A 12,836-nucleotide genomic window follows, 5' to 3' on the forward strand; every position below is an offset into this window, starting at 1 on the left:
ACCTCTCATATGGAATATAAGGGAATCACTCGAACGGGATCCCCTTCTCATCTATAAACACGCCCCATCAACTAGATAAAAAGAACAATGTTTCAGTTTCTTTAATTAGCACTCAACCAACCAGAGAGCTTTTGATTAACCAGATCAGGAGAAGACTGCATAAACCAATGACCACCAGGCACAACTTCAACTTGCCCCTTATTCAGTTCTTGTACCTGCTTCTCCCAGCTTTTGGCATGAAACCATACCTTTTTATCTTTCCCGTAAATGAAAAGGAAAGGCGTTCCATAATCTTTTACCTCTGTTGCCTTTGTGGTGTTTTTCGATAAAACCGATTTCCATAAATGCCAGTATGGGTAGGTCATACGGGCGTCTGGTCGTAAATCTTCGATTGTTTTATTAGGGTCAACATTTTCAATCTGTAGAATTTTATCTGCTGTATATAATGCTAATTTTTCTCCGAGGAATTCAGGTAAAGTCCAGGCAACAGCCAGTGCAAAGGTGTATTTGACATTGATAGTGGGCCTCTTCTCGTCTCCAAAACTTCCGATGTCAAAGAGTACTAATCGATCCACTAAGTCATTTTTCTTAAGGTATTGAGAAGCATACACAGCCCCCCAGTCATGAGCCATAACTGTGACAGCCCCTCTATCTAACCCTTTGATAAAGGAGTCTGTAATCATTCTAATCTGTTTGATATTGTAATGAGGTCTTTCTCCATTATCCTCTAACTCAAATCCTGGTAGCGTAAATCGAACAATCGTATAATCTTGTTTTAAAAATTCTACCTGCTTGTCCCAAAGCTCTAAACTGTCAGGATAGCCATGGATAAACACTAAGGTTTCTTCACCTTCACCATCGATTTTCACTTCAAGGTTTTTCACTATATCAGGAAGATTTTTTTGAAATTCTTCATCTGGTATAGGACCTGTAAAAGTAAATGTATAAATCAGGTAAAGAACAGGGGAAAGTACAACGAGTACAATCAACAATATTCTCATCATAATCTTTTTCATGAATATCCTTTTTTATTATTGAATATTTTACAAAAGAGCAAGTAGCGAGTTGGTCTTTTTATCGACTAATTGAGTTGAATCCTATCGATACTTGGCTAATTGTGTAATTTTGAGGCTCTGTTGCAGGAAGATTACTTTCTGCAGTTTCAGTGGCATATAACGTGACACCAGCCAATACACATACAGAGACAACCACCAAGCTAAGAGCGCTTTTTAATCCTAATCATCATTAGTTACTTTGATACCTGAGCGTTAGAGTAATTACTCTAATGTTAAATTAGTGTAATTACTCCATGATTGGAATAACTTTTGACTGGTTATGTGAAGTTGCCCCCCCCCACTTAGGCATCTCTCAAGGTTGACTTCTTTCTCTACATACTTCCATGGTCGGCACCAAACACAGGAAAAATAGCGAGTATATTTCTGTGTTATCAAGCTCCTGGTCAATAAGCCAAAGTAGCTTTAGTAAAGTGTTGTTTTTACTTGACCACTAATTATTACTGAGCCAGCACTATGTGGGGCCAGCGAGTCGCCAGGTAATCGGTATCGCTTGCCCTGATACTCTCAACACTGGTATGAAAGTCTCCTTCCGGTGCAGTAAACCAACAGCTGAGGTCGTGGGGTATCAAAAATTCGGAAGAACTCCCCGAATTTAGCCGTATACTGATTCCCAGCTCCGGATGGGCGAGCAGAGATTGCTTTAAGACCTCACCTTCTGCGTTGAAATAGGTCAGTCCAAGCAGACAGTTTTGTTAATTATCGACGTTAATGTCAGCATATTCTCTCTCCTGCTTTCTAATCTGTACGGTCCAATCCGTCACCTGGGTCAATGAGCAAGCGGCGCCACCCCAGTAGCGGGATTATCGGCTAACCCTATGTCTCTGGCATGTTGCTCAAAGCCTTTGTTTTTCCAGAAAAAGGCGCCGGGCATGGTGGTTGGGATCACTAAGTTGTAAAACAGCGCTCTGCCGATAACCGCCGTGATCAGGTTAATCAGGCTTATGCTTGCCCAGGCAGCGAGGAAAAACGGTTCATTTTCTATCGACTGATCCGCCGGAGACTCACTCACCTCTATGAAGCCCGCCAATAGCAGACCGCTCGCGGCGAGAATATTAAACGCCAGTAATCCATTACGTAGCAGATAAGTTTTACCGAAGCTGGTGCACTGGATGTAATGCGCAGCGCCGCCTTCATTTTCACTGCGACTGAGTGTCCGGTTGTGGCCAATGAGACCTATGGCCTCGATAACCAACCCTGCAGTAAAGATGAAACCAAATGCTTGTACTGCACGCATCGAAGGCAAAGACTCGCCTGCGGTTGAAAGCAGCATAACCATGCAGCTTACTACGGCTCCCAGAGATAAACTGTTACCTATAAAGCTGGTCCCCGTCTGCCAATGGTTCCAGAACGGTCTCGCCTTAATTTGGTAACACTGATTCATGTAATATAAGCCCGCTAATCCCGAGATGGCAGCCATTATGCCGGTGATAACGACGCCCCGCTCAAGCAACATATTTGTGGTCAGCGATGATAAATTTATGTCTAAGTCCAGGTCTAAGCCCAGCTCTAGCCCTAAGCTACTAATTGCTGTATTTATCCAGCTATTGGATGGGATGAGAAGCAGTGCGGTAAGTCCCAAAAAGGTCGAAAACAGCGCTAAGCCAAACCCCTCACGGCTCATGGGCGAGTAGCGCAAATTATTGAAGCCGCGATAGAAACGAAAAGGTTTGCCCAGATGTGTCACGCTCATAAACAGACCCAGAGATGTCATCACAATCGATAAGAGCACCAGAGGCAGAAAGAGGTTCGACGCCATAAACTCCTCGAAGAGGTCGATACCCAGCAGTGCCGCTGAAAAAGGGATGATAAAGGTGCCCAACGCCGCTTGTACGAGCAAAGTAAACATGACCAACGGGTTCTCACGGCTGTTAAGCTTAGACAGGTTCCAATATCTGTTCTTACCGATTTTTGGGTCACTTTCTTTATCATTTCCTTTATCAATAGTTGGCCGATACTGGCCATCGCTGCCTTTACGATATTTAACCGGCATATCATCAGTGCGGCTCATCTCCTCCGGCAGGGATTTTGTTTGCTGAAAACGGATATTGGGGTGAGTGATCTCCGGCGAGGGAAAGCCCGGAATACTGGTTTTACACTGCTGTCGGTTCTCTGGAGTATTTTCTATCACACCGAAGTCCAGCGCGTTCCCTACACAGGCCGACACGCAGGCGGGCTTTAGCCCCACCTCGAGGCGATCGACACACATGTTGCACTTAGATACGCGTCCCTGAACCGGATCCAGCTGCGGGGCATTGTAGGGACACACCCAGGTGCAATAACCGCAACCGAAACAGGTTTCCGGATCTTGCAAGACGGCACCATACTCGGCGTGTTTAGTGTAAGCCCGCGTGGGACAGCCTTTCAGACAGACTGGGTCGTCACAGTGATTACAGGCCATTGAGATGTTCATTCGCTTGTGATCCGGGTAGGTCCCCCCTTCGACGTAACCCACGGAGCGAAATGCCAGATGGGGAGGATTGTCGTTTTTCTCCGAGCAGGCGGACTCGCAGGCATGACAACCGATACAGTTATCTGCGGTAAAGAAGAAGCCGTGTTGCTTGTTACGATCCGGATTCGTCCCGACCTCAGGGTTACCGTTGATAAACAGAGAGCGCCCCACCGGGTTGTCGGTCAACTCCACCAAGTCGATACGTTTGCCATAACGGTTTTCAACTTCGTTCTTATTCCTGGGATCTGACTTGGGAAGATAGGCATAGGCCTGCTCCTGAGTACGGACCTCCCAATGGTTAGAGCGTCCCTTCTGCTCCAGTCCGACTTCGACTTGATTTGATGCAGCTTCAGTCTTTTTCTCGGGCATATATACACCCACATCCCCGCGCTTTGGAGATACCAGCTCTGATTCACCTTCGATAGTAGATCTGCTCATAAGTCGCTCCTTAAATTCGCCCGATTTCTCATGTTAAAATGCGCGTCGCTCGGCGTTGATGCGTGCGGCCTCTGACTGGCAGATAGGTTCGATACGGGTAGTGCATTGCTTAAATGCCGGCTGCCTCGAATGTGGATCGAGCAACCCCAGAGTTAAGCGGTTCACACAGTCATGAAAATGGAACGGGATAAACACCATGTTGCGCGGCACCCTCTGGGTCAATTGCACCAGCACAACGGCGTCGCCACGGCGGCTGGTGAGACGAACATAGCTTTGGTGTTCCACCCCTAATGTCTTGGCCGCATCCGGGTTCATCTCCATATAGGCGGTAGGACTGAACTTATTACAGTTGCCGATTTTTCCGGTGCGGGTACGGGTGTGAAAATGCTCTACCACACGGCCACTGTTGAGCCAGAACGGGTACTCCCGGCAGGGCTGCTCATTGTTGTTATAAAAACGGATAGGCAACAGGTTGGCTTTACCATTGGGGGTCGGAAAAATCCCATCACTATAGAGTCTCGCACTCCCCTTCAGGCCGACCTCATACTCCCGATATGGCCACTGGATCCCTTTGGCAGTCTCCAATTTGGCGTAGCTCATGCCTGAGATATCTAAGTGCCTCGGATGCCCATTGGTTAATCTGCCCTTGGAGAGATATTTCATCTCTTCGAACGCCCCTTCAGGCGTCTCGGGAAAATGGACCATATGACCATTATCGAACCGCTTGGCCATCTGATTGAAGATCCAAAAATCCGGCTTAGCGTTTTTATAGGGCGGCAACACATTGCTGATAAGATTGACCCGACGTTCGGTATTGGTGTGTACCCCCTCCTTTTCGGCCCAGACCGCTGCGGGAAAATAGACGTGGGAATACTGGTTGGTTTCCACATCTTGATAGACATCCTGGATCACCAGAAAATCCAGCTTCTCCAGCGCCTTTCGAATGCGAGCGGTATTGGCCATTGAGGTCATGGGGTTGGTGGCGACGATCCACAAGCCTTTTATCTCGCCGGTTTCGATGGCGGGGAAAATATCGGTTTGAGACAAACCCCGTTTCTTTGGAAAGAACTCAGGGTCAATCCCCCAGAACTCGGCGATCTCACTCCTGTCGGCTTCATTTTCAAGGTAGCGATAACCGGGCAGCCCGGAGCAAGATGACCATTCACGGGTGCCCATGGCATTGCACTGGCCCGTAATCGACAAACTGGTGCCCCCCGGCTTACCAATATTACCGGTCACCATATTCAGGTTATTGATATTGGCAACGCCATCTGAGCCATGGGTCGACTGGTTAATGCCCATGGTCCAGATGCTCATGGCGGTTGGTGCCTTAGCATAGATGCGGGCGACATTGCGTATGGTATCCTCATCGATACCACACACATCTTGTGCCTGCTTAGGGTTGTAGTCCTGAACCAGCGCCTTAACCTCATCGAACCCCTGAGTGTGGGCATCGATATAGCCTTGATCTTGCAGGTTTTCGTTAATGATCACATGCATCATGGCATTGATCAGCACGCAATCAGTGCCCGGTGTGATGGGCAGATGAATATCGGCAAATTGCGCCAACATGGTTACTCGGGGGTCAACTACAATCAAAGGGAAATGACGTTTCTCCAGCGCCTCTTTAAGACGCCAATAGATGATGGGGTGTTGCTCGGGAAGATTAGACCCAAAAGCCATTAAACAGTGGGTATGCTCAAAATCATCATAGCAACCCGGCGGTCCGTCGGCGCCGAATGAGCGTTTGTAGCCGCTCACCGCCGATGCCATACATAAGGTGGTATTACCGTCATAGTTATTGGTGCCGATGACCCCGCGGGCTAACTTGCCTAAGGTATAAAACTCCTCGGTCAGCAGTTGACCCGATGAAACGATGGCGAAGGCATCCCTGCCATATTGTTGCTGAATATGCTTTATCTGCTTAGCCGTGGAATCCAGTGCATGATCCCATGAGGTGGCCTCAAACTTATCAAAATGCTTATCCCGAATAAGCGGCTCGGTTCCCCTACCGGGACTATCAAACAGCTCATGCTCAAGAATGCCTTTAATGCATAACTTGCCACGGTTCACATCGGCGCCGGCATGACCTCGTGTCGTCACTATCTTTTGCTGCTCATCTAAACCTATCTCAATAGAGCAACCAGTAGAGCAATAATTACAGGTGGTGTACTTCCACTCATTCACCTTCTTGACAGGTATAGCAATCGGCTTTCTCTTCTTGCGGCCAAACAACATAATTTCTGCCCCGGTTCCAATAAGTTAACTCTAGCTAACCAAATGCAGCACTCATGCCATGGGGTATCAATCCTTTAAAAACAATGAGATAAGAAAATTCATAATTGCAACTTTGCTCAATGCCAGTGCCTTCGCCTTAAACTGGTGCAGTATTGATGTTGATTAAACTGATTTTAAATCTTGCTAATAAAAATATTTTTCAAAATAATTAACCCCTTTTCTTTTTTGTGCCGTTTATAGAAGTACTACACAAGCACACAGATACTATTTTTTGGAGCATTCATGAATTTATTCACACTAAAAACCGCTAAGCACGCATTCTCTACAACTGCCTTAGCATTCTCACTTCTTTCATTTAATGCATTGGCAACCAGCCCTGCGCATCCAAGCGGACATAATCAGAATATGATCACCACCCAAGCCTTCTCATCGACAGATTATCAAAGCCAGGAAGCAACCAAGATGTTCCCGGCACCAAATGAAGGCATGGAGCAGCACATCTTGACCCTGCCCAAGCTCAGCGACGAGTCCAACTACATGGTTGAAATTCAAATTGGACAAACCAAGATGGTAGATTGTAACCGGCAGATGCTTACGGGTGAGCTTAAGCAGCACTCGGTTAAGGGATGGGGCTACAATTATTACCAGGTAGACAGCATCACTGAAGGACCCAGTACGCGTATGGCCTGCATACGTAAAGAGGAGCACAAAGAGGCGTTTGTCCAGATAAGAGACGAGCTAAAGCTTAACTACGATAGCCGTCTGGCTAAGGTATTCTATCTACCAAAAGGTAGTGAACTGAGATACCGCGTATGGAAAGTAGAGAGTCAATTCAACTATTCAAAATCAACTGTAGCTGACAATAGTTAACACTCAACAGTCATGATTTAACCCGCCGGTTTAATACCGGCGGGCATTAATTATCAATTAACGACATTTAATAATCAAAGCTAAGATAACATCTTGGCTTTGATTATAATGATATTTATTTAAACTTAGCAAAACAAAATACACACGACACCAACAAATGCAACGATTGGAATTAATTCAGCGTTACAAATAACCGCAACAAAATATTTTTCTGGCCACCAACCTGATGACAATGTATTTTCCACAGACTTTCCAGCATATTATTTTATTATCATGAAACGTCTTCTTTTAATTATCCTGTTCGTATCACAACTTTCAGGCTGCGCCGGTTTAGGCGCTTTAGCCCTCGGCTCTATCGTCTATTATACGAGCTCACAACATAAGGTCGCCACGGTCAATATAAAGGCGAAAGCCGATAATGTGTATCACGTTGCGGTAGATACGATAGAGAACAACCCGGAACTTGAAATCACATCGAAAGATGAGCGAGAAAGAGTGATTAAGCTAGTTAGAGGGACAACTAAAGACTCATATTCTGTCAGCATTAAAATATCAAAACTGGACGCCGAGCATTCTCAGCTGATCCTTGCATCCGATGCCCGCATTGATACAGACAGCCATATAGCATCAATGAAACAAGGCATATTCAAGATCTGCGATGATTCGAAGGTAGAGTGCCACTTAAGCAGGTCATGATAGACAATCATGCCTGTATAGCACCAGATTCGGGCGTAATACTCGCCGGCCAGTAATTGTTTAACGATTAATGAAGGCTGGCTGCTGCTCACTGACTAACGGTGAGTATCGCCCGATAACTCGTCGTTAGCACTCCAGTTAATCCTCTTGCTGGTCCCTCCTGTAGACTCTCGCCGCTTATTCATTAAAGGTTAGTCTTTCAACCTTAGTATCGGAAGTTTATTACAACCGAAGCGATTAACAGTTAGATTCAACATTCTCAACATTCAACCGGAAATACGCAACATCATATCCCGAAAAAGTAATCAAACAGAACTTACCTAACAATTAATACAATTAATACAATTAACACCTAAGTTAAGTGATATGCATAAATAATAGAAAACACTATTCCAAATTCACACCGTAAATATCGTTGACAATTATTTTTTTATCTCTAAAATACGCGCCGTTTGTCTGAAACCCAGTTAATCACTGCACGTTCACATTATTTATTAATCGAAACACTTCAGGTAAGCCGCAATATTTATCCAACATACTACTGAGGGTAACAAATGGCAGGCGACAACAACTATAGTTTAGGGCCGGTTCCGCAATCGGCACGAAAAGGTATTCTCTCTCTCACCATGGTGATGCTGGGGTTGACCTTCTTTTCGGCAAGTATGTGGACGGGAGGGACACTGGGAACCGGACTCTCCTTTAATGATTTCATTCTCGCAGTTCTCATCGGTAATTTAATTCTCGGCATTTATACTTCATCTCTTGGTTACATCGGCGCTCAATCTGGTCTCTCGACCCACCTCCTCGCTCGTTACTCTTTCGGTTTAAAAGGCTCCTGGCTTCCCTCTCTTCTTCTCGGTGGTACTCAAGTTGGTTGGTTCGGTGTTGGAGTCGCCATGTTTGCCATCCCGGTGCATAAGGCAACAGGAATAGACACTAACCTCCTTATCCTTATCTCTGGTCTGCTTATGACCGCCACTGTTTACTTCGGCATTGCTGCCATCATGATCCTCTCAGCCATTGCCGTCCCCGCGATCGCTCTGTTCGGCGGCTTCTCGGTACTACAAGCCGTAGATACGATGGGAGGGCTTGATGGACTCATGGCATTTACACCGGATCAGCCCATGGAGTTTTCGACGGCTCTGGTGTTAGTAGTAGGCTCGTTTATCTCCGCAGGCACACTCACCGCCGATTTTGTGCGCTTCGGCAAGAAGCCCATGAATGCCGTGTTCGTCACCATGTTCGCCTTTTTCATCGGTAACTCTTTGATGTTTATCTTCGGCGCGGCAGGTGCGGCGGCAACTGGACAGTCCGATATATCCGAGGTGATGATAGCCCAGGGGTTATTGATCCCCGCCATTATCATATTGGGGTTAAATATCTGGACCACCAATGACAATGCCCTGTATGCATCGGGTTTAGGGTTTTCCAACATCACCGGATTACCGAGCAGATACCTCTCTGTTCTCAACGGCATAATTGGCACCCTTTGCGCACTTTGGCTCTATAATAACTTCGTCGGTTGGCTCACCTTCCTGTCCGCCGCCATACCGCCAATAGGTGGCATTATCATTGCCGATTTTCTGAGAAACCGTGAAAAGTACAAAGACTTTGCAAACGCTAAATTCGAGACGGTGAACTGGGCTGCCATTTCGGGTGTAGTAATTGGGGTTATGGCCGGCCACCTGTTACCCGGCATAGTTCCAATTAATGCCGTACTCGCAGGCGCGGTAAGCTACCTGTTTATAGACTCAGTGCTGAAACGTAAGACAAACAAGAGTTCAATAAAATCAACGGATAAAACTGCGACAAATGCATAAGGAAAACACCATGCCAGCTTCAAATATGCTGATCAAAAACATTAGACTTCAAGGCAAGGATGGTCTGCATCAGATCCTGATTGAAGAGGGAAAGTTCCAGCGCATAGCCTCGATGACAGAAAGCTTAACCTTCAGCGAAAACTCGCTCGGGGAGACGTTAGATGGTGAAGGCGGCCTGGCTATCGCCCCTTTCTGTGAGCCTCATGTTCATTTAGATACCACGCAAACCGCTGGTGAGCCAAGTTGGAACATATCAGGCACGTTATTTGAGGGCATTGAGCGCTGGTCAGAGCGTAAAGCACAGCTCTCTATCGAGGATGTAAAATCTCGCGCGAAACAGACCCTCAAGTGGCAGATAGCCAACGGTATTCAACATGTTCGCACCCATGTCGATGTGTCCGATCCAACCCTTATCGCCCTGAAGGCGATGTTAGAAGTGAAGGAGGAGATGAAGCAGTGGGTCGATATTCAGATAGTCGCCTTCCCTCAGGAGGGGATCTTATCGTATCCCAATGGCAAGGGGTTGCTCGAAGAGGCGGTGAAATTAGGGGCCGACGTTATCGGCGCCATCCCTCATTTCGAGTTTACCCGTGAATATGGCGTCGAATCCCTGCACTATGTGTTCGAGCTTGCCCGCAAATATGACAGACTTATCGATGTTCACTGTGACGAGATAGATGATGAGCAGTCACGCTTTATTGAGACCGTCGCCGCCCTGGCCCATAAGTTTGATATGGGTGAACGTGTAACGGCGAGCCACACTACCGCTATGCACTCCTATAACGGTGCCTACGCATCTCGCCTGTTCCGTCTGCTCAAGATGTCGGGAATAAACTTTGTCGCCAACCCTCTGGTTAACATCCACCTTCAGGGACGCTTCGATGACTATCCTAAACGCCGTGGCATCACCCGGGTCAAAGAGATGCTGGCGGCAGATATTAATGTCTGCTTCGGCCATGATGATATCTTCGATCCCTGGTACCCTCTTGGCACGGCTAACATGCTACAGGTGCTGCATATGGGTCTGCATGTGTGTCAGATAATGGGGTACGAGCAGATAAACGACTCTCTGGCCCTTATCAGCAGCAAGTCGGCGCGCACTCTGAATATCCACAACCAATATGGTATCGAGCCGGGCAAGCCCGGCAATTTACTCATCCTCCCCGCCGACAATGGTTTCGATGCCGTTCGTCGTCAGGTACCGGTGCGATTCTCGATACGCCACGGCAGAGTGTTAGCTCAGACACAAATCGCGACTACACAGATACATCTGACTGAAACCGAAGGGGTTAACTTTCGTCGTTAATAGGCAACAAGCCTTGACGCTGAACTGATAACTTGGCAGACACATTGATACATCAAAAAGGACAAAGCGCTTCCCGGCCTTTGTCCTTCATTTTCGAGTAAACATAACCAGTAAAATTAGCTTACTTTCTGCAACTTAGACTCTTCACTATGACACTTAGTCTCCTCACGGTGATAGTGCCTTAACGCATGCTCCTGCTGTCTTGGCTCGCTGAAACTGGTGACCTTCTTGAGATAACCGATCACCCGCGTAGCCCAATCGATATCCTGACTGTTGCAGACACTGCAGGCATGTAAGGTTCGTTTATCTATGTGATTGCAGGCGTTACAGATAGTTACCTTCACATTGGTCGTCCAGTAGTTACATCCCGTCCTTGCCGCTATCTGATAAATCTTGAAATACTGCTCGGGATCGGGGTTTTCATCCAGGTTCAGATGCAGCGCCGAACCACCATCCAGAAATTGTGTCAGCTCTTTACCATGAAGCACAAACTTATCCACCAGATTTATTGATTCATCCTCTACCGGGTAAAAGTAGGAGTTGTAGCAATCCCGGTTGACCTTGAGGCCGGCTTTTCTATCCCATTTAGCGTTCTTGACGCCTAAGTTTTCGGCCGGCACAAACTCGGTATTAAACTTATAGCCCCAACGACGACTCGCATCCTTATTGGCCTGATAGATGATCTTCAGCTGGCTCTCTACAAATGCCTTATAGTCGCTGTTATTGCCCGCCACTATGCCCTGGGACTCTGCCGCCTCGACCATACCGTTGATGCCTATGGTTAAGAACTGCTTATCGAGATGAATAAAGCCGGCATCATACACAGGGAGCATGCCACACGCCTGATAGTGCTCCATCAATTTTCGGTAGGCCACCTGGTACTTTTGAATCTTTTCAATTTCATCACGAAGATCTTTACCTTGTTGGATAATCCGACTCAAATTCAGCGTGATTACATTGATAGAGCCCGTCGCAACCCCGCCCGCTCCTAAGGTATAGGAGAAGCTGTTATCGGCAATTTCGTTACGAAGGCGGCAACAGGAAGCCAGGGAGTCTGCACTTTCAGACATATAGACGAAGAAGCTATTTCCTTTCGACATCTGGTCGCTGCAGAACTCGGTAAATTCCACATCCGCCACCTGTCCCTGATTAGTCAACATAGCTGCGGTAACCACGGGATAAGTCAGCAGGGCTATCTCACGCTCTTTGCCGAACCAGTCCATGAAGAAGTGTTGCAGTTTATTGACTGATTTCCAGTTGGGCGCATCACCATCGGGGAACACGAAGTTCTCAAACATGGCGTTGAGGAAACTCTCTGAAAACAGAGAGATGTTCCAGAATACGGATTGATAGCCACGAGCGGCGGCCGGTTGATTCAGGCTATAGACCACGTGCTGCAGATGCGCCTCAATCTTGTCTTTTGCGGTGACGGTATAGTCATCGCCATAATCTTTACGGGCAAAATGGTCGAAGTAGGTCAGAAACTCAACCGTCGCCACCGCACCGGCAAATTGGGCACTGACGGCAAATACTAAGTTAACAAAGCAACCGCAAAAAGACTCCAGATGTAGGGGGGCTAACGACTCACCGCCTAACTTAGTCAGTCCATCGAGTAACATGGGGTAGAGAGACAGACTCACACAATAGGGCTTTAATGAGCTTTCATCGTGGGCATAGATAAGATGTTCATTGATACTGCCCTCATACTCCTCGGCCAGAGATGCATCGAATAGGTTTGCGATCTGGCTCTTCATCAAGCGCCGGTTTATCGCAATATTGATATCCTTATTCAACTCGGTCTCGAGCGTCGCCAGGTTTTTACTACTGACATTGGCGTTGGCATCATACTTAGACCCGTCTGCGGCATTAGCAGCATCTATGTAATCTTGTATGAATTGCACTTTCTCTTCGATTAGCGCCGAGGGTATGTGTTCCATTATTTG

Annotated in this window: 8 protein-coding genes; 4 read left to right on the forward strand and 4 right to left on the reverse strand. The window is 47.0% G+C overall.

All coding sequences use genetic code 11. The features are described from left to right. Positions 1-101: 101 nt before the first annotated feature. From EKG39_RS12305 to EKG39_RS12315, 3 genes are all read right to left on the reverse strand, one after another. Complete coding sequence (locus EKG39_RS12305) at positions 102-1,016, reverse strand: alpha/beta fold hydrolase (RefSeq protein ID WP_126506042.1); 915 nt, start codon at positions 1,014-1,016, stop codon at positions 102-104. An 826-nt stretch (positions 1,017-1,842) separates the two neighbouring features. After that, positions 1,843-3,963 (reverse strand): DmsC/YnfH family molybdoenzyme membrane anchor subunit, encoded by a 2,121-nt coding sequence (locus EKG39_RS12310; RefSeq protein WP_185817589.1) that lies wholly within the window; start codon positions 3,961-3,963, stop codon positions 1,843-1,845. Positions 3,964-3,996: 33 nt separating this feature from the next. Further along, positions 3,997-6,201, reverse strand: coding sequence for a molybdopterin oxidoreductase family protein (locus tag EKG39_RS12315; RefSeq protein ID WP_126506043.1), 2,205 nt, complete (start codon positions 6,199-6,201; stop codon positions 3,997-3,999). A gap of 282 nt (positions 6,202-6,483) precedes the next feature. Between EKG39_RS12315 and eco the strand changes: the two genes are divergently transcribed. The 4 genes from eco (at position 6,484) to EKG39_RS12335 (ending at position 10,893) form a co-directional block, all read left to right on the forward strand. Then, positions 6,484-7,071 carry a serine protease inhibitor ecotin gene (gene eco, locus EKG39_RS12320; RefSeq protein ID WP_126506044.1) on the forward strand — a complete coding sequence of 196 codons (588 nt, stop codon included), beginning with the start codon at positions 6,484-6,486 and terminating at the stop codon, positions 7,069-7,071. 273 nt (positions 7,072-7,344) lie between these two features. Then, positions 7,345-7,767 carry a DUF3568 family protein gene (locus tag EKG39_RS12325; RefSeq protein WP_126506045.1) on the forward strand — a complete coding sequence of 141 codons (423 nt, stop codon included), beginning with the start codon at positions 7,345-7,347 and terminating at the stop codon, positions 7,765-7,767. A gap of 554 nt (positions 7,768-8,321) precedes the next feature. Further along, positions 8,322-9,587 (forward strand): cytosine permease, encoded by a 1,266-nt coding sequence (gene codB, locus EKG39_RS12330; protein ID WP_126506046.1) that lies wholly within the window; start codon positions 8,322-8,324, stop codon positions 9,585-9,587. A 10-nt stretch (positions 9,588-9,597) separates the two neighbouring features. Next, positions 9,598-10,893, forward strand: coding sequence for a cytosine deaminase (locus tag EKG39_RS12335; RefSeq protein ID WP_126506047.1), 1,296 nt, complete (start codon positions 9,598-9,600; stop codon positions 10,891-10,893). 116 nt (positions 10,894-11,009) lie between these two features. On the opposite strand, the gene nrdD is transcribed toward EKG39_RS12335, so the two are convergent. Next, a complete protein-coding gene (nrdD, locus tag EKG39_RS12340; protein WP_126506048.1) occupies positions 11,010-12,830 on the reverse strand; it encodes an anaerobic ribonucleoside-triphosphate reductase in 1,821 nt (606 codons plus the stop codon). Positions 12,831-12,836 lie beyond the last annotated feature (6 nt).

Source organism: Shewanella atlantica, from assembly GCF_003966265.1.
Taxonomy (GTDB): domain Bacteria; phylum Pseudomonadota; class Gammaproteobacteria; order Enterobacterales; family Shewanellaceae; genus Shewanella; species Shewanella atlantica.

Coding starts and splice junctions, on each gene's coding strand:
- EKG39_RS12310 (WP_185817589.1), bottom strand. CDS start 3,963: ATGAGCAGATCTACTATCGAAGGTGAATCAGAGCTGGTATCTCCAAAG.
- codB (WP_126506046.1), top strand. CDS start 8,322: ATGGCAGGCGACAACAACTATAGTTTAGGGCCGGTTCCGCAATCGGCA.
- EKG39_RS12315 (WP_126506043.1), bottom strand. CDS start 6,201: ATGTTGTTTGGCCGCAAGAAGAGAAAGCCGATTGCTATACCTGTCAAG.
- nrdD (WP_126506048.1), bottom strand. CDS start 12,830: ATGGAACACATACCCTCGGCGCTAATCGAAGAGAAAGTGCAATTCATA.
- eco (WP_126506044.1), top strand. CDS start 6,484: ATGAATTTATTCACACTAAAAACCGCTAAGCACGCATTCTCTACAACT.
- EKG39_RS12335 (WP_126506047.1), top strand. CDS start 9,598: ATGCCAGCTTCAAATATGCTGATCAAAAACATTAGACTTCAAGGCAAG.
- EKG39_RS12325 (WP_126506045.1), top strand. CDS start 7,345: ATGAAACGTCTTCTTTTAATTATCCTGTTCGTATCACAACTTTCAGGC.
- EKG39_RS12305 (WP_126506042.1), bottom strand. CDS start 1,016: ATGAAAAAGATTATGATGAGAATATTGTTGATTGTACTCGTTGTACTT.